This window comes from Psychrobacter sp. NPDC078929, from assembly GCF_050267985.1.
Lineage (GTDB): Bacteria > Pseudomonadota > Gammaproteobacteria > Pseudomonadales > Moraxellaceae > Psychrobacter.
This window is the reverse complement of record NZ_JBNNFX010000029.1, coordinates 1-25975: the sequence shown is the minus strand read 5'-3', so window position 1 is coordinate 25975 and position 25975 is coordinate 1. Positions and strand designations below refer to the sequence as shown.

The window sequence follows — 25975 nt, the reverse complement described above, 5'->3', positions numbered from 1 at the left end:
GGTGATAACGTTGAGATGGGCGTAGAGCTTATCCACCCAATCGCTATGGACAAAGGTCTTCGCTTCGCTATTCGTGAAGGCGGCCGTACTGTAGGTGCTGGTGTTGTTGCTAACGTATTGAACTAATATAAGTCTCAGCAGTGAGAACTTGAATTAGTCATAAAAAAGGCCATCCTATCTAGGGTGGCCTTTTTTTGTGGGAGAAATTTGAAGCAAGATCGAAAATAGAATTATGCCTAGCATGTGTTAATGAATTGGCTATATATGTGACAGAGACAATTATTTGTTAGATAGCATATTGTAATCTACGCCATAGCTTGTTATATTGTCGCTGCACTTAACGCTAGCAGTTATTTTAGATTGCGGCAGTGCAAAATCAGGTAAAATTAATAATTTTACCGCCAAGGGCTTGCATTCTATGCTAAATATTGTATAATGCTGTCCTTTACACCCATAGGCGATTGGCTCAATTGGTAGAGCATCGGTCTCCAAAACCGAGGGTTGTAGGTTCGAGTCCTACATCGCCTGCCATCTTCTTATCACATCTTTGTTGTACCCCACCATCTCCGAAGCGAGTTCTTTATGAGCAATGATCAAGATAACCTCGAGACTAAGTTATCTGATGCCAAGGCGGTTGCTGGTGGAATGCTGTCTAAAAATAAGCATGTTTCAGCTAGCGGTACTACTGCTGTTGAAGTGGCTAAGACTGGCTCAATAAAAGATTTGATTTTGTGGCTACTTGCCGCAGCTGTATTAATCGGTGCGACTCTAGTAAATCAATACTTACCAGGCTATTGGCAACCTGCCAACGATGTTTGGGTACGTATTGGTATTATTGTCGTACTTGTTGTATTTGCATTAGTCTGTTTGGCGTTAACGCATCAAGGCCGTGCTTTTAAAATATTATTAAAAGACGCTGCCGTTGAACTTCGCCGAGTGACATGGCCAGGTAAAGACGAAACCTTTCAATACACATGGCAAGTGATTGTCGTGATTGCGATTGCTGGTTTCTTTATTTGGTTATTGGATAACTTTTTTAATTGGTTCGTTGGTATCTTTATCGGTTAATAGCACGTATTAGTGACTATTAGCGAGACATTTACTTATAACGACTTATTTATAATGATCAGGAGCGTGATATGCGTTGGTATATTGTCCAAGCGTTTTCAGGATATGAAAAACAAGTACAACGTTCATTAACTGATCGTATTAATCGTAGTGACTTTGCTGAGTCATTCGGTGATGTATTGGTTCCTACTGAAGAAGTCGTCGAAATGAAAGACGGCAAAAAACGTAAGAGTGAGCGCAAGTTCTTTCCTGGATATGTATTGATCCAAATGGAGATGAACGATAATACTTGGCACATCGTAAAAGACTGTCCTCGTATTATGGGCTTCATCGGTGGTACGCCTGAGATGCCTGCACCGATTACGCAAGTAGAAGCTGATCGCATTTTAAACCGTTTGAACCAGACTGAAACTGACCCACGTCCTAAGACTCTATTTGAGCCAGGCGAAGAGTTGTTGGTTATCGATGGTCCATTTACTGACTTTAAAGGGTTGGTAGAAAAAGTGGATTATGAGAAGTCTAAACTACATCTAACGGTAAACGTATTTAATCGACCTACGCAGGTTGAGCTTGAATTTAGTAAAGTTGAAAAACTAGACTAAATTAGCAAAAAATTCATCAACCGGGGAGCTGTTAGTCAATTAGGTATATACCACGTTGATTTGGCGCTATCACCCATTTAGGAGAGTATCATGGCTAAGAAGATTGATGGTTACATCAAACTGCAAGTGCCTGCAGGCAAAGCAAATCCTTCACCACCTATTGGTCCAGCTTTGGGTCAAAAAGGCGTGAACATCATGGCGTTCTGTAAAGAATTTAACGCTGCGACCTCAGGCCAAGAGCCAGGTCTACCGATCCCAACTGAGATCACAGTATACAGCGACAAATCTTTTACCTTCATCATGAAGTCACCACCAGCTGCATACTTACTACGTAAGGCTGCTGGTATTGCTAAAGGTTCAGGTACACCGAACACTGCTAAAGTTGGTAAAGTTGACCGTGCACAACTAGAAGACATCGTTAAGACTAAGAATGCAGATTTAACTGCAGCTGATCTTGACGCTGCTGTCCGTACCATCGCTGGTACTGCACGTTCAATGGGTATTACCGTGGAGGGTGTATAATGTCTAAGCTAACCAAACGTCAAAAAGAAATTCAAAGCCGTATTGATAACGAAAAACAGTACACTATTGAAGAAGCGGTTCAAATCCTAAACGATTTGCCAGCGCTAAAATTCAAAGAGTCTATCGATATCGCAGTAAACTTGGGCGTTGACCCACGTAAATCTGATCAAGTAGTTCGTGGTGCAACCAACCTACCTGCTGGTACTGGTAAAACCAAACGCGTTGCTGTATTTGCTCAAGGCGCTGCTGCTGAAGCCGCTAAAGAAGCTGGTGCAGACATCGTTGGTTTTGAAGACCTAGCAGAGCAAATCAAAGCCGGTAACATGGACTTTGATGTTGTTATCGCAGCTCCAGATGCTATGCGTGTTGTTGGTCAGTTAGGTACTATCCTAGGCCCACGTGGTCTAATGCCTAACCCTAAAGTTGGTACGGTAACGCCAAACGTTGCTGAAGCTGTGACTAATGCGAAAGCTGGTCAGGCTCAGTACCGTGTTGATAAAGCTGGTATCATCCATGCAACTATCGGCCAAGTTGGTTTCACTGCTGATCAAATCGAGCAAAACGCGCAAGCGATTCTTTCTGATCTAAAGCGTGCTAAGCCTGCTACTTCTAAAGGTACTTTCATTAAGAAAATTACCTTGTCTAGCACGATGGGTCCAGGTCTAACGATCGACGCTGTTCCTTATCGTACTGCTAAATAATTAAAGTTTTTATCTTCAAATATTTTGAATGATAAACAAAAACAGTTTTTAAAGAATTAGGTCAGCGTAGTATTTGCTACGCTGTCTAAGACCGTAGGTAGAGAGTAGTTTAGAGTCATAGTTAGCGATCTTCGGATAGCTGTTTATGATAATAAGTCACTTTTGTTAATCGACGACAGATGAAAATCTTAGTTGTCCTACGCAGACGGTGGCCCACACAGTTTAAGACACGAGCGAATAGGGCGATAAGATTATTTATAATCTTCAAACTATTACTCAACGTCATTCTGATAACGGTGCCGTAATCAGTCGTTATCAGTAGATGCTTTTTTTATTAATTGAATCCACTGGTAATGTGTCGTATCAAGTCAGTCTTAGCTTACAGTTTGAGCGCATAAAAACCTTGTTTTTGGCACTTTTATTATAAGTCGATTGATAAGATTAAAGGAGTCAACTTATGGCATTAACGCTAGAACAAAAACAACAAGTTGTGGCTGAAGTGTCTGAAGTTGCTGCTAATGCTTACTCAGCAGTAGCTGCCGAATATCACGGTATTGGTGTTGCACAGCTTACTAAGCTGCGCGAACAAGCTCGTGATAAAGGTGTCGTTTTGAAAGTGGTAAAAAATACACTAGCAAAACGCGCTTTTGAAGGCACTAAGTTTGAGAGCATGTCAGACCGTATGACTGGTCCACTACTTTTGGCTTTCTCTATGGAAGATTTGGGATCTGCTGCTCGAGTCGTTTTCGACTTCAGCAAAGATAACAAAGCTTTAGAGACCAAATTAGTATCAGTCGGTGGTGAAGTTTATGGTCCAGAAGAGCTAGAGCGCGTATCGAAGCTACCAACTCGCGACGAAGCAATCTCTATCTTGATGGCTACTATGAATGCACCAGTGACCAAGCTTGTCCAGACTATGAACGCTGTTCCTGGCAAGTTCGTTCGCACTGTAGCGGCAATCAAAGACGCAAAAGAAGCTGCTTAATTGCTTGTTTTAACGTAACTTTAACATCGCTAATTTTGGTTGCATTTTATTGTCACATTAGGCAAGCAATCAAGGCGATATTAGAATCAATTAATTTTTATCAGATAACGGAGAGTTCTCATGGCACTATCTAAAGATGACGTGTTAAATGCAATCGCTGAAATGTCAGTAATGGATATCGTTGAGTTAATCAGCGACATGGAAGAAAAATTCGGCGTAACAGCTGCTGTTGCTGCTGCACCTGCTGCTGCTGGTCCTGCTGCTGCTGCTGCTGAAGAAAAAGACGAGTTTGACGTAGTTCTTGCCAGCTTTGGCGAGAAGAAAGTTGGCGTAATTAAAGCCGTACGTGAAGCTACTGGTCTTGGCCTAAAAGAAGCGAAAGATTTGGTTGAAAGCGCTCCAGCTCCAATCAAAGAAGGCGCATCTAAAGCCGAAGCTGAAGAGTTGAAAAAGAAACTTGAAGAAGCTGGTGCAACTGTTGAACTAAAATAAGTTTAACACTGTACGAAAAAAAGCTGGTAATGCCTTGCATTGCCAGCTTTTTTTTACTATAATTCGTAGCTTGACCTTTTGTGTCTGCCAACATACGTATGCAACATCACGGTGGATACCCATCAAAAGGACAGACGATATACATGCAAGCACACATGCCAGTTTTTGAAATCAGTTAATATGAGCTAAACGTCTGTAGATGTTTGGCATTTTTTTGTGTCTGCATGCTTTCCTATCAACACTATAGTTTATACTGATTCTAAAAGTTATAGTTACCCCGATTATTAATCCTGAAAAAAGCGGTATTCTTAAAAAAGCTGTTGATCATAAGTTGCCTACTTGGTGTGGCATGACTGTCGATATTTAGTCTTATAGACAGTTTGTATGTGTAGGGAATATGGTTCGGTAATAAGTAGTCTAGATGGCAAGTGATATGGATGCAATCTTAATAGACATTATTTCCCAGCAATGTATTAGTAAATTAAGCCTGATAGGCAATGTGTTATAGATTATATAATGTTGAATTTTTCGGTTGCAACAGTCATATAGACTGATTCACTTACCATGAATCTAGCAAGCAACGACGAGATTAAGTGAAGTGTGCTAGGTAAGCACTGAAGAGTAAAGTAGTAATTGACAGAAAAGACATGAACTGAACACGAAGACCCGTTTTATATTATCGTTTACGTCGTCACGTTTGCATCGTATTTATGCATACTGGCCACGCTTTTAATTTGTTTCCACGTTTACTGTAAGGACTCTCGATGGCATATTCTTATACTGAAAAAAAGCGTATTCGCAAAAGTTTTGCTGAATTGCCCACTGTAATGGACATTCCCTATTTACTGTCTATTCAAGTAGATTCTTATGAGCAATTTTTGCAAGAGCACAAAAAGCCGAAAGCTCGTGAGAATACTGGTTTGCAAGCTGCGTATTCCTCTATTTTCCCAATTGAGAGTCACTCTGGTAACGCAGAGCTACAATTTGTTGAGTACTATTTAGGCACGCCTGAATTTGATGAGCGTGAGTGTATCTTACGTGGTTCAACGTTTGCGGCGCCTATGCGTGTCAAAATCCGTTTGATCATCAAAGACAAAGACAGCAAAGACAAAGATAGCAAAGCTGCTATCAAAGATATCCGTGAGCAAAGCGTTTACATGGGCGAGATGCCTTTGATGACGGCTAACGGTACTTTCATTATCAATGGTACTGAGCGTGTTATCGTATCTCAGCTACATCGTTCACCTGGTGTGTTCTTTGACCATGATAAAGGTAAGTCGCATTCAAGTGGTAAAGTGCTTTATAACGCACGTATTATCCCTTACCGTGGTTCATGGTTAGACTTTGAATTTGATGCAAAAGATTTAGTATTTGCTCGTATTGACCGTCGCCGTAAACTACTTGCGTCAATCATTCTACGCGCACTTGGTCTAACAACTTCTGAAATTCTAGATTTATTCTTTGATAAAGTTGCTGTTTATAAAGGCGAAGAGACGTTTGAAATTGATTTAGTTGCCGATCGTCTACGTGGCGAAATGGCTCAGTTCGATATCGTATCACCTGAAGGTGACGTTATTGTAGAGCAGGGCAAACGTATTAACGCACGCCGTATCCGTCAGCTTGAAGAAGCAGGTATGACGAAAATTGCTGTGCCTGATGAATACCTATATGAGCGTATTTTAGCTGAAGACATCGTTGTTAATGATGAAATCATCGCTAAAGCGAACACGCCAATCGACCACGAGTTATTGGTGAAATTGAACTCATTTGAAGCCAGTGGTGCCATCAAAGAGTTCAGCATTCTGTTCACTAACGATATCGACCAAGGTAGTTATATTGCCGATACGCTACGTGCTGATAGCACCTCAAGCCGTGAAGAAGCGTTGATCGAAATCTACAAAGTAATGCGTCCAGGTGAGCCACCAACGGTTGAAACTGCTGAGAAACTGTTTGAGAGCATGTTCTTCAACGCAGATCGTTATGACTTATCAAACGTCGGTCGTATGAAATTCAACCGTCGTCTTGGTTTAGAATTTGATAATACTGATGATCCTGATATCCAGCGCGAACGCAGTGTATTGACTAACGATGATATCGTTAACGTTCTAAAAGAACTTATCGAGATTCGTAATGGTCGCGGCGATGTCGATGATATTGACCATCTTGGTAACCGCCGTATTCGTTCAGTAGGCGAGATGGCAGAAAACCAATTCCGTGTTGGTCTAGTACGTGTTGAGCGTGCTGTAAAAGAGCGTTTAAGCTCAGCAGAATCAGACAACTTGTCACCACAAGATTTGATTAACTCTAAGCCAGTAGCGGCTGCGGTTAAAGAATTCTTTGGTTCAAGTCAGTTGTCACAGTTTATGGATCAGAACAACCCGTTGTCTGAAGTTACCCATAAGCGCCGTGTATCAGCGTTAGGACCTGGTGGTCTAACTCGTGAACGTGCAGGCTTTGAAGTACGTGACGTACATGATACCCATTATGGCCGTGTATGTCCTATTGAGACTCCTGAAGGTCCAAACATTGGTCTGATCAACTCACTAGCGACCTTTGCTAAAACCAACAGCTTTGGCTTCTTAGAAACGCCATATCGCCGTGTGGTTGATGGTAAAGTGACTGACGTTATTGAATATCTATCAGCAATCGAAGAAGTAGGTACTGTTATTGCACAGGCTGATTCTCCGATGACTGAAGATGGCGCGTTATCTGACGAGATGGTCAGTGTCCGTAGCTATGGTGAATTTGTTCGTATGCCGCCAGAAAAAGTGACGCATATGGATGTATCACCAAGTCAGGTAGTATCGGTTGCAGCAGGTCTGATTCCGTTCCTAGAGCATGATGATGCTAACCGTGCCTTGATGGGCTCGAACATGCAGCGTCAGGCTGTTCCTACACTACGTGCTGATAAGCCGTTAGTAGGTACTGGCATGGAGCGTCACGTTGCTCGTGACTCTGGTGTTTGTGTTATCGCTAAGCGTGGCGGTGTGATTGAAGATGTTGATGCATCACGTATCGTTGTTCGTGTAAACGAAGACGAGATGACTGCTGGTGAAGCGGGTATCGATATCTATAACTTGATCAAATACACGCGCTCTAACCAGAACACTTGTATCAACCAACGTATCATCGTTAACCAAGGTGACGAGATTGCTTTGGGTGATATCTTGGCTGATGGTCCATCAACGGATCTTGGTGAGCTAGCACTAGGCCAGAACATCCGCATCGCATTTATGCCGTGGAATGGTTACAACTTCGAAGATTCAATCTTGCTATCTGAAAAAGTAGTTAAAGAAGATCGTTTCACTACGATTCATATCCAAGAATTGACTTGTGTGGCTCGTGATACCAAGCTAGGTACAGAAGAGATCACTGCTGATATTCCAAACGTTGGTGAAGCAGCATTATCAAGTCTTGATGAAGCAGGTATCGTTTATATCGGTGCTGAAGTTGACGCTGGCGATATCTTAGTTGGTAAAGTAACACCAAAAGGTGAAACACAACTAACGCCAGAAGAGAAACTACTACGGGCTATCTTTGGCGAAAAAGCGGCTGATGTGAAAGACACTTCACTACGCGTACCGACTTCAAGTAAAGGTACGGTTATTGATGTACAGGTCTTCACCCGTGATGGCGTTGAAAAAGACGCACGCGCAAGAGCGATTGAAAAATCGCAGCTTGATAGCTATCGTAAAGATTTGAAAGAAGAGCTACGTATCTTTGAAGAAGCAGCACGTGGCCGTATTGGTAATCTACTAGATGGCCAAAAAGTCAGCGGCGGTGCTGGTCTAAAAGCTGGTACAGTTATGGCATTGGCTGATATGAAAGATATGAGCCTTGAGACGTTGCTTGATATCCAACCAGTAGAAGAAGAAATCTCTGAGCGTCTAACGCAAATCGCTGATTACTTGGTTGACAAGCAAAAAGACATCGATGTGAAGTTTGCTGAGAAAAAACGCAAATTGACTGCTGGCGATGACTTGCAACATGGCGTACAAAAAATCGTTAAAGTATATCTAGCGGTTAAGCGTCGTATTCAGCCTGGTGATAAGATGGCTGGTCGTCATGGTAACAAAGGTGTTGTATCGCGCATCATGCCAGTTGAAGACATGCCTTATGATGAAAATGGTAATACCGTTGACATCGTATTGAATCCACTTGGTGTACCATCTCGTATGAACATCGGTCAGGTTCTAGAGACGCATTTGGGTATGGCAGCGAAAGGATTGGGCGAGAAGATTGACGGTATGCTCAAATCGCAAGCAGCGATCAAAGAGCTACGTGACTTCTTGGACAAAATCTATAACCAAGTAGGTGGTGAGCAAGTTGATCTTGATAGCTTGAGTGATGATGACATCATGGCGCTAGCAGACAACTTACGTGGCGGTGTACCGATGGGCACAGCAGTATTTGACGGCGCGAGAGAAAGCCAAGTTAAAGACTTGCTCGAGCTTGCTGGTATGGATCGCGATGGTCAGCAGACGTTATATGATGGTCGTACAGGTCAGAAGTTTGACCGCAAGGTAACGGTTGGTTATATGTACATGCTCAAGCTTAACCATTTGGTTGATGACAAAATGCATGCGCGTTCAACGGGTTCTTACTCGCTAGTCACTCAGCAGCCACTCGGCGGTAAAGCACAGTTCGGTGGTCAGCGCTTCGGTGAGATGGAAGTATGGGCACTAGAAGCATACGGCGCGACTTACACGTTGCAAGAAATGCTAACGGTGAAGTCGGATGACGTTGAAGGCCGTACTCGTATGTACAAAAACATCGTTGATGGTGAGCAGTATATGGATCCAGGCATGCCTGAGTCGTTCAACGTACTGACCAAAGAAATCAAATCACTGGGTATTAATATTGAGTTAAAACAAAGCAACTAGCCCGTTGTTTAACTTAGTTGTCCACTAAAGGCAGTCTGCTTTATTGCTGCTGCTTTTAGTGATTTGTCTCAACCCTATTCATTGCCTTCATTCATCTTATCTGCGTCAATGGTACGCTGTCAGATGATTATAAAGATAACGGAGAAGCAACTTGAAAGATTTACTCGATATCATGCAAAGCCCTACCGGCAACGGTAACCAAGAGTTTGATAGCATTCAAATTACTTTAGCCTCACCTGACGTTATTAAGTCATGGTCGCACGGCGAAGTAAAAAAGCCTGAAACCATCAACTATCGCACGTTTAAGCCTGAGCGTGATGGTCTCTTTTGTGCCAAAATCTTTGGCCCAGTAAAAGATTTTGAATGTCTATGTGGTAAATATAAGCGCCGTAAGTTCCAAGGCGTTATCTGCGAAAAATGTGGTGTTGAAGTCACCACTGCGAAAGTCCGTCGTGACCGCATGGGTCATATCGACCTAGCCAGTCCTGTGGCGCACATTTGGTTCCTAAAATCACTACCAAGCCGCATCGGTCTATTGCTAGACATGACATTGCGCGATATTGAGCGCGTCCTATATTTTGAAAGCTACATCGTGACTGAGCCTGGTCTGACTTCTTTAGAGAAGTATCAGTTGCTTGATGATGAAGATTATTACAAAGCACTTGAAGAGTTTGGCGACGAGTTCACTGCCAAGATGGGCGCGGAAGCTGTCCAAGACCTATTGAAAGATATCGATATGGATCTTGAGATTGATGAGCTGCGTGAAGCGATTCCACAAACAGGTTCTGAGACCAAGCTTAAGAAGATGTCTAAGCGTCTTAAATTATTAGAAGCATTCCGTGACTCTAATAACAAGCCTGAGTGGATGGTAATGAATATTTTACCAGTTCTACCACCAGATTTACGTCCGCTAGTACCGCTAGAAGGTGGCCGTTTTGCGACATCTGATCTTAACGATTTGTATCGCCGTGTCATCAACCGTAATAATCGTTTGAAGCGTCTATTGGAGCTTAGCGCCCCTGATATCATTGTGCGTAACGAAAAGCGTATGCTACAAGAGTCAGTCGATGCGTTGCTTGATAACGGTCGCCGTGGTCGCGCCATCACTGGCAGTAACAAGCGTCCATTGAAATCTTTGGCAGATATGATCAAAGGTAAGCAAGGTCGTTTCCGTCAGAACTTACTTGGTAAGCGTGTCGACTACTCTGGTCGTTCGGTTATCGTTGTAGGCCCAACACTACGTCTACATCAGTGTGGTCTACCTAAGAAAATGGCACTAGAATTATTCAAGCCATTTACTTATAACAAACTATTGTCTCATGGTTTAGCGACTACGATTAAAGCTGCCAAAAAGATGGTAGAGCGTGAAGAGCCACAAGTGTGGGATATGCTGGCCATGGTTATCCGTGAGCATCCGGTACTTCTTAACCGTGCGCCAACACTTCACCGTTTGGGTCTACAGGCATTTGAGCCAGTATTGATCGAAGGTAAAGCCATCCAGTTGCATCCGCTTGTTTGTACTGCATTCAACGCCGATTTCGATGGTGACCAAATGGCCGTTCACGTGCCATTGACGCTTGAAGCACAGCTTGAATCACGTGCCTTGATGATGTCTACCAACAACATCTTGTCACCTGCGAACGGTGATCCGATCATCGTACCATCTCAGGATGTTGTACTAGGTCTATATTACATCAGTCGCTCGTCGATCAATGCCAAAGGCGAGAGCATGATTTTTGCTACCGTTAATGAAGCACTGCGTGCGATTGGTTCAAACGATCTACATGTAAACGCTAAAATCAAAGTGCGTGTTACTGAGACGCAAATTGACGAAGACGGTAACGAGACCAAAGAAATTAGTATCAAAGATACGGTTGCTGGTCGTCTACTTATCTGGAACATCATGCCTAAAGGTATGACGTTTGATGAGTGTAACCAAGAGATGACGAAGAAAAACATCTCTCGTTTGATCAACTCTTGCTATCGTAAAGTCGGCGTCAAAGAAAGTGTTATGTTTGCTGACCAATTGATGTATCTTGGTTTTGCTCAAGCAACACTATCTGGCGTGTCTATCGGTATTGATGACATGGTCATTCCACCACTTAAGAAGCAAATCATCGAAGTGGCAGAAGGTGAAGTTCGCGAAATCGAAGATCAATTCGAGCAAGGTTTCGTAACTGCTGGTGAGCGCTATAACAAAGTAGTTGATATCTGGTCACGTACCAATGACAAAGTCGCTAAAGCGATGATGGACAACTTGGCAACAGATAAAGTTATCAACGCACAAGGTGAAGAAGACGAGCAGAAGTCATTCAACTCTATCTTTATCATGTCAGATTCTGGTGCTCGTGGTAGTGCGGCACAGATTCGTCAGTTGGCTGGTATGCGTGGTTTGATGGCGAAACCAGATGGCTCAATCATTGAGACACCGATTAAAGCTAACTTCCGCGAAGGTTTGACCGTACTACAGTACTTCATCTCAACTCACGGTGCACGTAAAGGTCTAGCAGATACAGCACTGAAAACAGCTAACTCGGGTTATCTGACTCGTCGTCTGGTTGATGTGGCACAAGATTTGGTTATCACTAGCGATGATTGTGGTACTGAAGAAGGCCTACTCATGAAACCACATATCCAAGGTGGTGAAATCATCGAGAAGCTAGGTGAGCTAGTACTGGGTCGTGTGACTGCTCGTGACGTTACTTATAATGACGATGCTGATAAAGTATTGATTCCAGCTGGTACATTGATCGATGAGTACTGGGTTAACGTCCTTGATAACAACGCAATCGATGATATCTGGGTACGTTCAGTAATTACTTGTGATATCGAACATGGCGTATGTTCACAGTGTTATGGTCGTGACCTTGCACGTGGTCATAAAGTGAATATCGGCGAATCAGTCGGTGTTATGGCAGCTCAGTCTATTGGTGAGCCGGGTACTCAGTTGACCATGCGTACGTTCCACGTGGGCGGAGCAGCGAGCTCAGCCTCTGTAGACAACAGCATCTCTGTACGTAATGCTGGTCAAGCGCACTTTGAAAACATGAAAACAGTACAGCATACCGATGGTCACTTAGTCATCGTATCGCGTTCAGCTGAAATCGCATTGACCGATGAGCTTGGCCGTGAGCGTGAGCGCTATAAAGTACCATATGGTTCAAGCGTACTTGTGAAAGACGAAGAGCAGGTTGAAGGCGGTCAAACTATCGCTAAATGGGATCCGCACACGCATCCAATCATCACAGAATTTGCTGGTACAGCACGCTTCAGTGACATCACTGATGGCATGACTGCAACAGTAAAAGTTGATGATGCGACTGGTATGAGCTCATTTGAGATTCTAGCTACTCGTGACCGTTCAAGTTCAGCAAAAGACTTACGTCCTGCGATTATCTTGAACACTGACGAAGGCAAAGAAGTGGTTTACTTCTTACCAGCTGAAACTATCATCCGCGTGAGCGATGGTGAAAAAGTAGCAGCAGGTTCGATTCTAGGCCGTGTACCACAAGCGTCTTCTGGTACAAAAGATATCACCGGTGGTCTACCACGTGTTGCTGACTTGTTCGAAGCACGTCGTCCAAAAGATCACGCTATCATGGCAGAAATGACTGGTGTGGTAAGCTTTGGTAAAGAGACTAAAGGTAAGAACCGCTTCATTATTACTAATGAAGATGGTGAAGTGCATGAAGAGCTAATCCCTAAATGGCGTCAAATCAACGTCTTCGAAAACGAGACGGTAGCACGTGGTGAAGTGATCGCTGATGGCCCACAGAACCCACATGATATCTTACGTTTGAAAGGTCAGACTGCACTTGCTGATTATATCGTCAACGAAGTACAGGACGTTTATCGCTTGCAGGGTGTAAAAATCAACGACAAGCACATCGAAGTTATCATTCGTCAGATGTTGCGTAAAGTTGAAATCACTGACGGCGGCGATTCAAGTCACTTCAAAGGTGATCAGGTCGAGTATGCAGATATCAAAGCATTGAATGCGAAGCTAGAAGCGGAAGATAAATTCCCAGTACAGTTTGAGCGTCAATTACTAGGTATCACCAAAGCAAGTCTAGCAACTGAAAGCTTTATTTCAGCGGCTTCTTTCCAGGAAACAACCCGTGTACTAACTGCGGCTGCTGTGACTGGTAAAGTGGATGAGCTACGTGGTCTGAAAGAAAACGTGGTTGTGGGTCGCTTGATTCCTGCAGGTACGGGTCTTGCTTATCATAAAGCACGTAAAGAGAAAGCAGATCAGAAGCTACAAGATAAAGATTTGAATGCAGCGTTTGATATGACTGCAAGCACTGATAGCAAAGACTTTGCAAGCTTTGATGAAGCATTTGCTCAAGAGTTAAATCAAGATAATTAATCGCATTAAGTATTTTGATTCATTCTTAATTTGATAAAAAAGCCAGCCTAAGTTGCTGGCTTTTTTGTGCGTATAAAAAACTGAGAAAGGCATGGTGCTATTATCTAAAAAAATAGTACACTGGAAATAGGCTCTAATTCACTACTTATAGAAGGATAATTAGCAAATGGCAGGTAAAACTCGCGTCGCCAAATATCAAGCAGATCGAACCAATCAAAAGTTATATTTCTGTCGTTTATCTTGCCAATCTGCAGGAAGTACCAATGATAAGCAGTTATACCAAGCACACTGTGAGACTGCTATTTTTCACTTGCATGGTGCTTTATTGGCATTTATTCAGGAGCTCGGTCATTTCTATAGCCTAAATATGACGGCGCCAACTTTGCTCGATATTGAGCAAGCACTGAGCGAGCGTACCCAAGTATCTCCTGAGATTCAGCGTTTGCAGCAATTACAGCAGCAAGGTTTTATCGCCAATATAGAACGTGCTTATCAGCGTTGTCTGTATGCAGTACCGCCAGATACTATCGTCGATGAAGCGCCAAGCAGTCATTCAGCGTCGCCAGACTTGATTGTCAATGTTGTCACCTTATCCAATCAATGGCTGCCTGATGAGACCACAATACGAGAATGGCGCAATCAGCTTTTAGAGCTGATTGAACAACTGCGTGCAGGCATGGTCGAGTTCTAATAGGAAGTAAACCAGAAGATTTATTCTTTGATAGCTATTTATTGAACCACTTGAAAGTATAATAAAGGCTTATTCAATCATTATTGAATAAGCCTTTTTCTTATTAACTAAAAATAGTCTTGTTTGTTACTCTGGCATCGGTGGCATACTTTCAACGGGTGTCACCGTTAATGGATTTTCCGGTACGCTGTCATCACTACGATTGCTACTTGGTTTCGTTGATGGTGGAGTGCTCGTCTCCTCAGTAGGCTCTGGAACCGAAGGCTTACGCTGCTGGGTTTGAGTCTTGACTGGTTTTGCTGATTTATTAGCGCCATCATTAACTAGGACACCATCATCAGTCATCTCTATAATGCTTTGCTGTTGCTTTCTGGATTTTGAGCGATTATTGATAGATACCCATTGGCTTGGCGTGTCTTTCAGCTGAGCTTTCATAAAGTCCATCCAGACTGGCAGTGCTGCCACACCACCATATTCACGGCGACCCATAGTAGATGGTTGATCGAATCCCATCCATACTACTGTCGCATTGGTAGGATGGAACCCTGCAAACCAGGCATCTTTGGCCTGATTGGTGGTACCAGTTTTGCCACCGATATCATCACGTCCTAATGCTTTTGCTCTTACCGCTGTACCGCGTTGGACTACGTCGCGTAGTATATCTGCCATCTCAAAAGCCACTCTAGGTTGCAGTATGCGCGGTGCTTGTTTGGCTCTTACATATTGTACGGCAGGTGCTTTCAGGCGGTCTGATTGTGGACCTGCGTTATATACCTTTAAATCAAGCTCTTTATCTGTTGTTTCGCTATCATCATTACTTTTCGATGATGAATTATCAGCGGTTATTTCATTAGTACTATCATCAGGCGCTTCAATTGACTTCTCATACTCTTCAACTAAGCTGCTATTAACTTTTTCAAGTTTTTCGTTAAAGCATAGTGCACACGCTTGACGTGGATTTGCCTGAAACAACAGCTCGTTTTTATAATTGTAAATTTGTTCAATAAAGTAAGGTTGGACACGATGCCCACCATTCGCGAAGGTTGAGTAAGCCGTGGCCATTTGTAATGGTGTGGCTTGTCCTGCTCCAAGTGCTAATGACAAGGTTGTTGGCAGCTTTTCTTTATCAAGACCGAATTCATCTAATAGGTTGCGCGTACTTGAGATACCGATCGCTTGTAACAAGCGAATAGATACGAGGTTACGGGATAAATATAAACCACGACGTAAAGTGATATCACCTAAGAAACGTTCATCAGAGTTTTTCGGTTTCCAGTCACCTACTTGAATAGCTCGGTCAGACACTATGGTATCTGGACGATAACCTTTTTCTAAAGCAGCGGTATAAACAAGCGGTTTAATGGTTGAGCCAGGTTGACGCCAGCCTTGTAGAGCGCGGTTGAACTTACTGTGGTTAAAATCAAAGCCACCAACCAATGCATTGACAGCACCAGTCTCTGGATTCAACGAGACCAAACTGCCCTGGATTTTAGGTATTTGACCTAGTTGCCAGTTGCCATTCGAAGTAGGTATCACACGAACGATATCGTTTTTCTTAACAACTTGACTGGCATTACTAGGATAATAACCAATACGGTCAGCAGAAATATATTTGCGTGCCCATTTCATACCAGACCAATTAACGGTCACTTCTTCACCAGATTTTAGGACTGCGTCAAAACTACGAGAATTGACTTTAGTCACTTTGGCAGGAGACATATTGCTGTAGCGTTGGAAGTTCTCGAGAGGCTCATCATTTGCTTCAGCCCCGCGCCAACCATGGCGATGCTCGTAGGCAATCAATCCTGTTACTACTGCTGCTTCTGCATCTGTTTGCGCTTTACTGTCTACTGTGAGACGTACGCGCCAACCACCGTGCATGACTTGATCGCCATAACGTTCGACCAAAGAAGCTCGCGTCATTTCTGCCAAATAAGGCATATTTACATCGAGCTTTTCTTTATATAGGTTGATACCTATAGGGGAGTTGACAGCTTCATCATACTGAGCTTTGGTAATATAGCCAAGCTCATGCATGCGTCCAACGATCCAGTTACGGCGAGTCAATGCGCGGCTAGGATTGGCAACAGGGTTATACTTAGAAGGGGCTTTCGGTAGACCTGCTAACATCGCCATTTCAGCAATAGTTAGATTGTCTAATGACTTACTATAATATTTTTTGGCCGCAGCGCGGATGCCATAGGCGCCTTCGCCTAGATAGATTTTATTGACATATAACGTCAAAATATCATTTTTGCTCAGTTCGTCTTCTATCTTCCGCGCCAAAAATAACTCTGTTAGTTTGCGGTTTAAAGTACGTTCTGGACTTAAGAAATAGTTTTTAGCGACCTGCATCGTAATGGTAGAGCCACCGGTCTGACCATCGTCATCAGTGACTGCTTCGGTGACAGCGCGACCAAGACCTTTAATGCTAATTCCACTATGCTGAAAGAAAGAAGCATCTTCGGCTGCCAAAAAGGCATGGGTTAAATCTTCAGGAATCTCATCAAAACTAACTGGTAATGATAAACGATTGCCGTATTGGCCGATTAATTTATCATCACTACTATAAATCTGTAATGGCATTTCTAATTTGGCTGTTTTAATTTCTTGCGTACTAGGTAGGGTTGGCGATAGATACATGGCCATCCCATAAAAACCAATAGGTACAGCAAGTGCTAGAACAACTGCCAATGCTAGGCAAGCGATAAAGAGTCCCACCAAAAAGCGAATGAGACGAGCGGTAGCATTTGTTTTGGCCATAATAAGACTTATTAGTTAGAATTTGTAGCAGACAATATTATTATACATTGAACAAAATAGGCAGGTCATAATAAATGTGTAAGTTGGCCTTAATATATTTTTAAATGCTTGAATCTATCAATTAAGTAAAGTATTGTATTGAATTATTACAAATAATTACCAGATTGTACACTTAATATAAGGTATAGAGCTAGTGAGGCTATTTACTTCCAAAAGTCGACATTTGATTGGCGTGGATATTTGTGCCACTTCAGTAAAGTTGGTTGACATACAGCGTCAGCAAGGCATGTTCCACCTAAAATCTTATGGTATTGAAAGACTACCGGAAGGTATCGTGGTCGATAAGATTCTAGTAGATACAGAAGCTGCCGGTAATATTATAACGAGCTTGGCAAGACGTTGCCAAGTCGCGGGTAGCAATGCTGCGACCGCTGTTTCTGGCTCTGCAGTGATTACTAAAATCATTGATATGGATATGACACTCAGCGATGTAGAGCGTGAGGCGCAAATACGTTTAGATGCCGACCAGTATGTGCCTTATCCATTAGAAGACGTCAATCTAGACTTTGAAGTATTAGGACCGTCTTTGGTTAGTGAAGATATGGTTCAGGTGTTGCTTGCTGCTTCTCGTTCAGAGAACGTCGACCAGCGTGTCGATGCTTTAGCCTTTGGTGGCCTACAAACGAAAGTCATGGATATCGAGTCTCATGCAATCGAGCGTGCGTTTGGATTGATGGTGGATAGCCTTCCAAACGTACCAGAACTAGTAGCATTGGTAGATATTGGCCACAATCAAACCACATTATACATCGCTAAGAATGGTGAGTTTATTTATAGTCGTGAGCAGTTATTTGGCGGTGCTCAGCTGACCGAGGCAATACAAAATCGCTATGGCCTATCAGCAGAAGAAGCGACACTAAGTAAACGCGAACGTACCTTGCCTGATGACTACTATCCTGAAGTACTAACCCCTTTTATAGAAAATACCATTCAACAAATCACTCGCTCTTTACAGTTTTATTTTTCATCAAGTCAATATAGCAGTATCGATCATGTGGTGCTTGCAGGAGGCAGCAGTTCTATTGCAGGTCTCGCTGGTATGGCACAACAAAAGCTGGGTGTAACTGTCAGTGTTGCCAACCCTTTTACCAATATGACTATTGCACCAAATATTGACAATGAGCAACTGGCGGTTGATGCGCCAAGCTTAATGGCTGCATGTGGTCTTGCGTTAAGGAGCTTTGACTAATGGCTCGTATTAACCTTTTACCTTGGCGACAAGAAGAGCGTGAACGTCGTAACAAAGAGTTTATGACATTGATAGTGGCAGTGACGTTACTGACGCTATTAGCAGCTTTTGCTTCATGGAGCTATTTCAATAATGAACTTGATGAGCAGCTTGATGCCAATGCATTGATCGAACAAGAAAACACTCGCTTAGACACCGCATTGACCGAGATCGACAGTTTAGAGCAGCGCCGTGAAGACATTATTTCACGCATGCAAGTCATTCAAGACTTGCAAGGACGACGTCCTGTGCCTGTACGTTTATGGGACGATCTCGCTAAAGCTATTCCACCAGCACTTTATCTAAATAACCTTAAACGTGAAGGCGATGTCCTAACTTTGACAGGCTTAGCGGACAATCCAAACATTGTGTCTAGTCTGATTCGTAACCTTGATAACAGTAAATGGATGGGCAACTCAGCAGTAAGTAACATTCAGCAGAATATTAGCGCTTATGAGGCTGCCCCAGTCCTCAATAATACGGTTAATACTGGTGAGCAGGCGCGCCCCGTTTATCCTGAAGACAGTTACGTACAGTTTGTAGTAACGACTAGAGTACAATCGGAAACTCCGACTGCTGCTGATACCGATACTGGTCTAGGAGGTGCATTATGAAGCTTATCCGCAAAAAGAGCCTCTCTAAAACCAAAAAATCTGCTTTAAAGCCAAAAAAGCAATTCGATTTAAATGAGTTTCGCCGTAGTTTTGAGTCGCTAGATTCAGAAAACTATGGCAGCTGGCCATTACCTGTAAAAGTGACAGTGATTGGTCTTATCATTACCTTCATCGCAGCATTGTCATGGGCATTACCCATCAGTAGCAAAATTGACGAGATTAATGCGGCTGAAAGCCAACAACAAACTTTGCTCGATAGCTACCGCGAAAAAGAATCACGCGCACGTCATTTAAAAGCTTATCAAGCGCAAGTTGTCCAAATGGAAACTGAATTTAATACTTTATTAGATCAGTTGCCGAAAGATACACGTGTGTCAGAATTGGTAGAAGGCATAAACATGACAGGCGTTGGTAGCAATATCCGTTTCCAAGATATTTCAGTAGAGCCCGAAATTGAAAATGAATTCTTTATTGAGCAGCCAATACGTATTGCAGCTTTGGGTGAATACCATCAGTTTGGTAGCTTTATCAGCGGTCTTGCTGCTCTGCCTCGAATTATTACGATGCATGATTTTGAAGTCAGCAATCCACAGCCTACATTGGATGTTTTGCCAGAGCTTAACTTAGTCTTGCAAACTAAGACCTATCGCTCTAAAGAAGCGGCTCCTGAAGGTGATGCATCCGCTGCTACTGATGCAAATGCAGGAGGCAACTAATGAATATCCAAAGAATGCCCATGCTATTGGTTTTAAGTGTCGCTGTTTTATCTATGACAGGGTGTAGTGACCGTATAGGTATGGCAGAGCAGGCAATGACCGATATCCGCAACCAGCCTGCACAGCCTATTGAGCCGCCGCCTAAAGCCGAGCTGGTAGAAGATTTTGTATATAGCGCAAGCTCGCAACGTAGTCCGTTTTTGCCACCGAGTTTAGTCAATGTACAAGGCCCGACCACTCCTATAGATGGTGTACGACCAGATATCAACAGAATCAAAGAACCGCTTGAGCAGTATGAACTGTCGCAATTGGTCTTTCGAGGTGTGGTGATTTCGCCCGAAGGTCAGCGATATGCATTGATACAACGTCCTGATGGTTCGGTTGCGAGTGTTAAAGTAGGCGATTATCTTGGATTGAATGACGGCCGTATTGTTGAAATCACGCCGACCCAGGTTAACTTGATTGAAATTGTGCCAGACAGCCGCGCAGGGTTTGTAGAAAAACCCCAGTCGCTGGTATCCCCTATAAGCTAAGTCGGCAGATTTTTTGAGGAATAAATAATGACAGTACGCAATAACAAGGTAATGATGATGAGCAACCGCATGTCTTCTGCTTTTGCCATTTCAGCACTGGCAGTCAGTATAGTGGCTGTGACTAATAGTGCTCATGCTGCACAGCGCATCGATAATGTCTCTGTAGTACAGACCGCACCTGCAGTGACGCAAATGCGTTTGGGGTTTACAGGATTGCCAGTATTGCCCGCAGCCTATCAGCTTGATGATCCTAGTCGCTTAGTTCTAGATTTCGAACAAGTACAGAATGGGCTTGCTAGCCGCTTTAACGAATACAACATCGGTGCGATTAATGACGTTACTACGCTCAGCAGTGACAGTACCACGCGCCTCATTGTTGGTTTAAAAGAATCAGGAAATTATACAACAGCGATTGAAGGCAATGATTTATTGCTGACCATCACTGACCCTAATCGTCCAGTTATTACCAGCGACCCGATTCAAGATGTACTTAATAACAATAATAGTATGACAACAACCGCTGTCGTTACGCCTATTGTTGAGAGTTCTACCGTACCAGTGGCACCTGTACGTACCACAAGCAAGGTTGTCGTGAAGAACGAAATGCCAGCTGATACGATGGTGGTCAGAGTAAATCCGCTTTTAAATCCTCAATTGGCAGCTTCACAAGTAAGCAAGCAGTATAGCTATGATGGGTTAAGCGCAGTCAATTTTTCAGCAGGTAACGACGGTGGCGGTAATGTCAGTATGGTACTGGCCAACGAAGCCATTCCAGTAGATGTGCAGCGCCAAGGTAATAAACTTGTCGTACGTTTAACTGGTAGTACGGTTCCGAGAAACTTACTACGCCGATTGAATATTAACAGTGGTCTTGTTGGTAGTATTGATACCAAAAACCAAGGACAGAATGGCGTCATTACCATTAACATGAATGACGATTATGAGTATCAGGCCTACCAATCAGGTAACCAGTTAAATATTGGTATTAAAAAGCCGGAGCTGTTACGTGAACCGACGCTGGAAGAAAGAGTCTATAGTGGCGAACCGCTATCTATGGAATTCCAAGATGTTGAGGTTCGTAGTGTCTTAGATATTTTGGCGCAGTTTACTGAGATGAATATCGTGGCAAGTGATTCTGTTGCTGGTAACATTACTTTGCGTTTGATTAATGTTCCTTGGGATCAAGCTCTCGATATCATTCTTAAGAGCAAAAACTTGGGCAAGCGTGAAAATGGTAATGTGATTTTGGTTGCGCCTTCTACTGAGCTCGCTGAGCAAGAAGCACGTGAACTAGAAGCGCAGCAAGCTGTCCAATCTTACGCACCTTTGCGTACTGAGTACATTCGTTTAAGCTATGCAAAAGCACAAGATGTTTTAACCCTTATTTCGCAAGGTAGCGGCGCGACTGGTAATAGTAGTGGCCTCGCAAATCGTGAGGATAATAATACGTTATTATCCAATCGTGGGACGGTAACGGTTGATGAACGTACCAACACTTTAATTATTAAAGACGTTGCTGACAGTATCGAAAACATTCATAAATTAATTAGCAAGATTGATATTCCTGTTCGTCAGGTCATGATTGAAGCACGTATCGTCAGTGCAACTGATAGCTTCAGTAAAGAGATTGGTGTTCGTTGGGGTATCTTGTCAAACGGCGCAGCTAATAACCGCAGCTTATTGGTCGGTGGTAGCAACCAAACACTAGCTGATCTTAAGGACTTTGATATAGAGACGACGACTGTAAATGGTCAGACCGTTTCTTATCCTTCTTATGACATTACTAGTCCTGATAACCTAAACGTTGATTTAGGCGTTTCTAACCCAGCGGGTAGTATCGCCTTTGGTTTGCTCAGTATGTCTGATGTAATGCTAGATCTTGAATTATCAGCGCTACAAGCAGATAACCGTGGTGAAGTTATTTCTACACCAAAGATTTTGACCGCGGATAAGCAAACTGCAAAAGTCTCTTCTGGTACTCAGATTCCGTATCAAGAAGCATCAGCCAGTGGTGCGACGACAACCAGCTTTAAAGAGGCTGCATTAAGTCTAGAAGCGACACCAAATATCACGCCTGATGGTAAAATTGGTCTGCAATTGGTCATTACTAACGGCACGCCGACTATCATCAATAATCAGGTTGCTATCTCTGAAGACTCTATATCAACCAACGTCATTATTGAAGATGGTCAAACAGTCGTGTTAGGTGGTGTTTTCAAAAACCGTACCGGTAACGAAGTAACGAAGGTTCCTTTCTTAGGTGATTTGCCTTATATCGGTCGTGCCTTCCGTAAAGATGTACGTAGCAACACTAAAGAAGAGCTACTTATTTTCGTAACTCCGAAGCTTATTAATGATGGTACGAGTCGTCTGAACTAATCATAAAGCAGTTAGCTAGTTGTTAAAAAAAGTAAGCCATAGTGCTTGCTTTTTTTATGCGCGAGATTGGTGGTTTTCGAGCTGCAATATTTATGTATGTACTGATGAATAGTGTGCTCTAAATTTTACTCACAATAATCACGGCTCATTACTAGCCAGAATAACAATGACGTTGTATCATACCTAATTTAGCTGAGTAAGTATTATGGGGCAGGAATTACCGTCGGTGTTTTTAGTGGGTCCGATGGGAGCAGGGAAGACGACAATCGGAAAACTGCTTGCCAAGCAGTTAGGTCGCACCTTTGTAGACAGTGATTGGTATATTGAATCGCAGACAGGTGCCGACATTGCTTGGATATTTGCCAAAGAAGGTGAAGCAGGTTTCCGTGAGCGTGAAACGCGTGCCATTGATGAATTGACCCAAAACTCTCAAATCGTATTGGCTACCGGTGGCGGTGCAGTCATGTGTTCTGAAAACCGAGAGTTCCTAAAACAACGTGGCATCGTCGTTTATCTTAATGCACCTGTCGAGGTGCAGCTAGCCCGTACCTCTAAAGACAAGTCCCGACCATTATTGCAGCAGCCTAATCCTAGAAAAATACTGCAAGAGTTATATAGTGCACGCGATCCACTCTATCGCCAAGTCGCCCATATTATTATGCCTACTGGTCACACGTACCCACGCCACATGGTCAATCAATTGATGCAGCAGCTAGAATCATTCGTCGATTGCACGACCGACGCATCGGCGCACCAAGAAGACTAGCAATAGACTGGCAACTACGATTGATAAACAGACTCAATTACTTTTACCTCATCGAAAATGCTTTAGGAGTAACACATGGTAATGCCGTTTCATGAAGGCCTAATAGTTCATACGCAAAGTCATGATTATCCTATTGTCATTACTGAACAATCTACGACTGAAAATGGCAGTATGGCGAAGCAGATCGCACCTTATATCAGTGGCCGTCAGGTTTTGATTGTTACTAATGACACTGTGGCACCTTTATACTTAAAAGCATTAGAAGATGAGCTAGCAGAGCAGTTTGTGGTAAAGGTGTGCGTACTGCTAGATGGCGAACAATACAAAAATCAGGCAAGTATTGATCGAATTTATGATGCGCTAATGACAGAACACTTCAATCGCGATGTGACACTTGTTGCCCTTGGCGGCGGTGTAATCGGTGATATGACTGGTTTTGCTGCTGCTAGTTTTATGCGCGGTGTCAATTTTATTCAAATTCCAACGACGCTATTGTCACAAGTGGATTCTAGTGTTGGTGGTAAAACGGGTATCAATCATCCGCAAGGTAAAAATATGATTGGTGCTTTTTGGCAGCCGCAAATGGTACTTGCCGATATGAGTACGCTTAAGACACTGCCTGCACGTGAACTATCGGCTGGAGTGGCTGAGATTATTAAATATGCCCTTATTATGGATGAAGCATTTTTAACGTGGCTTGAGGCAAACTTGCCTGCAATGATGGCGCTTGATTTAGCAGTACTTGGTGAAGCTGTAAAGCGCTGCTGTCAATACAAAGCCGATGTAGTGGCACAAGACGAAAGAGAGTCCGGTGTGCGCGCGCTATTGAACTTTGGCCATACTTTTGGTCATGTGATTGAAACACATGAAGGCTATGGCAATTGGTTACATGGCGAAGCAGTAGCGGCTGGCATGGTACAAGCAGCCGAGCTATCGCAAAAAATTGGCTGGTTAACTGATGATGAAGTCGTACGTATTAAGCGTGTTTTAGAATTGGCAAAATTACCTATTACGCCACCAGCTATCGATGTAGACACTGCTTTAGATTTAATGGGCCACGATAAAAAAGTGAAACACGGACAAATCCGCCTAATTTTGTTAAAATCAATTGGCGATGCGGTAATGACTAATGAGTTTGACGGACAGTTATTACATGAAGTTTTGTCAAAACATAGCGCGTAACGTCTCAAGAATTTATCGTTTATATATTTATACTAAAATCTCGTACTTATAGCCAACTGGTTAGCTGTACCTCTGTTTAAATAAGCATTTATATCACGCTGTAAAACATGTGTTTACCAAGGACCGCCTCATGGCAACATCAAAAACAAAAACGCGTACTGCTAGCCAATCATACAGTCGTCAAGCACTGATTTGGCTAATAGTGACCCTACTTTTAGGGGTGGTCACAGCGTTAGTATGGATGTTTAGTCAAACGCCAGCCATGGGTGCCAAAATTGAAAATGCACCAATATCAGCGCCAGAGATTTTGAATGAAGAGTTTGAGCAACCACTAAAAGTCGAATCGTTACATGAGTTAGATACGGATGTACAACCGATTAATTTTGATGCAACGATTCGAGATTTGCGCGATTATCCTGATGAGTTTAAAGACAAGCGTTATCTGCTGGCTAACAAAGGCAAATGGACTGTTCAAGTAATGAATGTCTCTGAAAATGATGTGATTGTTAGTTACTTAGAAGGCCGTAAAGATCGTGATAAATTTGCTTATTTCCGTTATCTTGATGATGAAAAACAAGTCCGTTATATGCTGACTTATGGGATTATGAGTAGCCCGCAAGAAGCAGTAGGAGCCGCAAAGCTAATAGACTTTAAGCTACCTACAAACGTACGTGTATTGCCAGAAGAGATTAATCGGTATGTCAGTATTGTTGATAATTATGAGCGTCCTGATCCAGTAAAAGATCTAAGTACGAAACGTACACGTGCCGTTGATTTGAAACCTACCAAGCGCGAAGTGCCAGCTCGTTTGCAAGAAGAAGCTGATGATGCCGCTGCTCAAGCTACTAGTGCTAATAATAATCGAGGTAACCAAGAAAGCGCTAATAGTAGCACCACTCAAGAGAGTATTCGTCAGTCGGTAGATACTTCTGCTACGTTATCTGTTAGCGAAGAGCGTACAGTTGGTGGGGAGACGAAAACAATATCTGAAGCATCGCCAAAAGAAGAAAACAACACAAGTAAGCCTGCGCCAGAAAACAAAAAGCCTGCGGCACCGGCGGAGAACTCTACTAGTAAGAAGCCACCAGTCGTGCCAACGCCTAAACCCCCTAGTAGCACAAACAATAATTCAAATGCTAATGGCAAAAGTGCTAACGCTAATCCTCCCAAGAGTAATAGCGATAGTATAAAAGCGCTAATAGAAGACAAGAGTAATTAGTTTTTGTCTGATTAATTTAACCCACTAGCTATTTGGTTAGTGGGTTTTTTTAGCGTTATACGAAATCATTCCATCGTCATAATAAGCGGTAAGCTACTACTGTTAAGTATAGTCTAATCCAAATAAAACCGATACAACCCTATTAACAATTGCATTTAATGAAATAAACGATGACTTATTCAATAGACTATCGCAAACAGGT

The 25975-nt window shown here is 42.9% G+C and carries 18 protein-coding genes, 1 tRNA gene and 1 pseudogene; 19 read left to right on the top strand and 1 reads right to left on the bottom strand.

What is annotated here, in order from left to right; genetic code table 11:
• The 11 genes and pseudogenes from tuf to ACQKCG_RS12825 form a co-directional block, all read left to right on the top strand.
• Positions 1 to 126: pseudogene (tuf, locus tag ACQKCG_RS12875) on the top strand (elongation factor Tu); the annotation flags it as partial.
• 329 nt (positions 127 to 455) lie between these two features.
• Positions 456 to 531, top strand: a tRNA-Trp gene (locus ACQKCG_RS12870).
• A gap of 51 nt (positions 532 to 582) precedes the next feature.
• Entirely contained in the window at positions 583 to 1068 is a 486-nt protein-coding gene (gene secE / locus ACQKCG_RS12865; protein ID WP_101204291.1) for a preprotein translocase subunit SecE, read from the top strand.
• 71 nt (positions 1069 to 1139) lie between these two features.
• Entirely contained in the window at positions 1140 to 1670 is a 531-nt protein-coding gene (gene nusG / locus ACQKCG_RS12860; protein WP_057761729.1) for a transcription termination/antitermination protein NusG, read from the top strand.
• 90 nt (positions 1671 to 1760) lie between these two features.
• Positions 1761 to 2192, top strand: coding sequence for a 50S ribosomal protein L11 (gene rplK / locus ACQKCG_RS12855; RefSeq protein ID WP_057761727.1), 432 nt, complete (start codon positions 1761 to 1763; stop codon positions 2190 to 2192).
• Entirely contained in the window at positions 2192 to 2893 is a 702-nt protein-coding gene (rplA, locus tag ACQKCG_RS12850) for a 50S ribosomal protein L1 (protein ID WP_057761725.1), read from the top strand. The genes rplK and rplA overlap by 1 nt, the downstream gene beginning before the upstream one ends.
• 457 nt (positions 2894 to 3350) lie before the next feature.
• Positions 3351 to 3878, top strand: a complete 528-nt coding sequence (gene rplJ, locus ACQKCG_RS12845) for a 50S ribosomal protein L10 (protein WP_057761724.1) — start codon at positions 3351 to 3353, stop codon at positions 3876 to 3878.
• A gap of 120 nt (positions 3879 to 3998) precedes the next feature.
• Complete coding sequence (gene rplL, locus ACQKCG_RS12840; protein WP_057761722.1) at positions 3999 to 4370, top strand: 50S ribosomal protein L7/L12; 372 nt, start codon at positions 3999 to 4001, stop codon at positions 4368 to 4370.
• Positions 4371 to 5134: 764 nt separating this feature from the next.
• Positions 5135 to 9253, top strand: coding sequence for a DNA-directed RNA polymerase subunit beta (gene rpoB / locus ACQKCG_RS12835; protein WP_101204292.1), 4119 nt, complete (start codon positions 5135 to 5137; stop codon positions 9251 to 9253).
• Positions 9254 to 9404: 151 nt separating this feature from the next.
• Complete coding sequence (rpoC, locus tag ACQKCG_RS12830; protein WP_101204293.1) at positions 9405 to 13622, top strand: DNA-directed RNA polymerase subunit beta'; 4218 nt, start codon at positions 9405 to 9407, stop codon at positions 13620 to 13622.
• 166 nt (positions 13623 to 13788) lie between these two features.
• On the top strand, positions 13789 to 14313 hold the full coding sequence (locus tag ACQKCG_RS12825) for a DUF6586 family protein (protein WP_101204294.1): 525 nt from the start codon (positions 13789 to 13791) through the stop codon (positions 14311 to 14313).
• A 126-nt stretch (positions 14314 to 14439) separates the two neighbouring features.
• On the opposite strand, the gene ACQKCG_RS12820 is transcribed toward ACQKCG_RS12825, so the two are convergent.
• Positions 14440 to 17076 carry a penicillin-binding protein 1A gene (locus ACQKCG_RS12820; protein WP_101204295.1) on the bottom strand — a complete coding sequence of 879 codons (2637 nt, stop codon included), beginning with the start codon at positions 17074 to 17076 and terminating at the stop codon, positions 14440 to 14442.
• Positions 17077 to 17269: 193 nt separating this feature from the next.
• Between ACQKCG_RS12820 and pilM the strand changes: the two genes are divergently transcribed.
• The 8 genes from pilM (at position 17270) to ACQKCG_RS12780 (ending at position 25773) form a co-directional block, all read left to right on the top strand.
• Entirely contained in the window at positions 17270 to 18325 is a 1056-nt protein-coding gene (gene pilM, locus ACQKCG_RS12815) for a type IV pilus assembly protein PilM (protein WP_101204296.1), read from the top strand.
• Positions 18325 to 18978: a PilN domain-containing protein gene (locus tag ACQKCG_RS12810; protein WP_101204297.1), complete on the top strand. Its 654-nt coding sequence runs from the start codon at positions 18325 to 18327 to the stop codon at positions 18976 to 18978. Before pilM ends, ACQKCG_RS12810 begins: the two co-directional genes overlap by 1 nt.
• Entirely contained in the window at positions 18975 to 19694 is a 720-nt protein-coding gene (locus ACQKCG_RS12805; protein ID WP_101204298.1) for a type 4a pilus biogenesis protein PilO, read from the top strand. Before ACQKCG_RS12810 ends, ACQKCG_RS12805 begins: the two co-directional genes overlap by 4 nt.
• Positions 19694 to 20227 (top strand): pilus assembly protein PilP, encoded by a 534-nt coding sequence (locus ACQKCG_RS12800; RefSeq protein WP_057761705.1) that lies wholly within the window; start codon positions 19694 to 19696, stop codon positions 20225 to 20227. Before ACQKCG_RS12805 ends, ACQKCG_RS12800 begins: the two co-directional genes overlap by 1 nt.
• A gap of 27 nt (positions 20228 to 20254) precedes the next feature.
• Positions 20255 to 22606, top strand: a complete 2352-nt coding sequence (pilQ, locus tag ACQKCG_RS12795) for a type IV pilus secretin PilQ (RefSeq protein WP_101204299.1) — start codon at positions 20255 to 20257, stop codon at positions 22604 to 22606.
• A gap of 205 nt (positions 22607 to 22811) precedes the next feature.
• Positions 22812 to 23372, top strand: coding sequence for a shikimate kinase AroK (gene aroK / locus ACQKCG_RS12790; protein ID WP_101204300.1), 561 nt, complete (start codon positions 22812 to 22814; stop codon positions 23370 to 23372).
• A 75-nt stretch (positions 23373 to 23447) separates the two neighbouring features.
• Positions 23448 to 24554, top strand: a complete 1107-nt coding sequence (aroB, locus tag ACQKCG_RS12785) for a 3-dehydroquinate synthase (RefSeq protein ID WP_101204301.1) — start codon at positions 23448 to 23450, stop codon at positions 24552 to 24554.
• A 130-nt stretch (positions 24555 to 24684) separates the two neighbouring features.
• Positions 24685 to 25773, top strand: coding sequence for a hypothetical protein (locus tag ACQKCG_RS12780; RefSeq protein WP_101204302.1), 1089 nt, complete (start codon positions 24685 to 24687; stop codon positions 25771 to 25773).
• The last annotated feature ends 202 nt before the right edge of the window (positions 25774 to 25975 follow it).

Excerpts from the sequence above, each read along its gene's own strand:
- aroB (WP_101204301.1), top strand. The coding sequence starts at position 23,448 with ATGGTAATGCCGTTTCATGAAGGCCTAATAGTTCATACGCAAAGTCAT.
- nusG (WP_057761729.1), top strand. The coding sequence starts at position 1,140 with ATGCGTTGGTATATTGTCCAAGCGTTTTCAGGATATGAAAAACAAGTA.
- rplJ (WP_057761724.1), top strand. The coding sequence starts at position 3,351 with ATGGCATTAACGCTAGAACAAAAACAACAAGTTGTGGCTGAAGTGTCT.
- ACQKCG_RS12780 (WP_101204302.1), top strand. The coding sequence starts at position 24,685 with ATGGCAACATCAAAAACAAAAACGCGTACTGCTAGCCAATCATACAGT.
- aroK (WP_101204300.1), top strand. The coding sequence starts at position 22,812 with ATGGGGCAGGAATTACCGTCGGTGTTTTTAGTGGGTCCGATGGGAGCA.
- ACQKCG_RS12825 (WP_101204294.1), top strand. The coding sequence starts at position 13,789 with ATGGCAGGTAAAACTCGCGTCGCCAAATATCAAGCAGATCGAACCAAT.
- pilQ (WP_101204299.1), top strand. The coding sequence starts at position 20,255 with ATGACAGTACGCAATAACAAGGTAATGATGATGAGCAACCGCATGTCT.
- rplA (WP_057761725.1), top strand. The coding sequence starts at position 2,192 with ATGTCTAAGCTAACCAAACGTCAAAAAGAAATTCAAAGCCGTATTGAT.
- secE (WP_101204291.1), top strand. The coding sequence starts at position 583 with ATGAGCAATGATCAAGATAACCTCGAGACTAAGTTATCTGATGCCAAG.
- rplK (WP_057761727.1), top strand. The coding sequence starts at position 1,761 with ATGGCTAAGAAGATTGATGGTTACATCAAACTGCAAGTGCCTGCAGGC.
- rplL (WP_057761722.1), top strand. The coding sequence starts at position 3,999 with ATGGCACTATCTAAAGATGACGTGTTAAATGCAATCGCTGAAATGTCA.
- ACQKCG_RS12820 (WP_101204295.1), bottom strand. The coding sequence starts at position 17,076 with ATGGCCAAAACAAATGCTACCGCTCGTCTCATTCGCTTTTTGGTGGGA.
- rpoB (WP_101204292.1), top strand. The coding sequence starts at position 5,135 with ATGGCATATTCTTATACTGAAAAAAAGCGTATTCGCAAAAGTTTTGCT.
- ACQKCG_RS12805 (WP_101204298.1), top strand. The coding sequence starts at position 18,975 with ATGAAGCTTATCCGCAAAAAGAGCCTCTCTAAAACCAAAAAATCTGCT.
- ACQKCG_RS12800 (WP_057761705.1), top strand. The coding sequence starts at position 19,694 with ATGAATATCCAAAGAATGCCCATGCTATTGGTTTTAAGTGTCGCTGTT.
- ACQKCG_RS12810 (WP_101204297.1), top strand. The coding sequence starts at position 18,325 with ATGGCTCGTATTAACCTTTTACCTTGGCGACAAGAAGAGCGTGAACGT.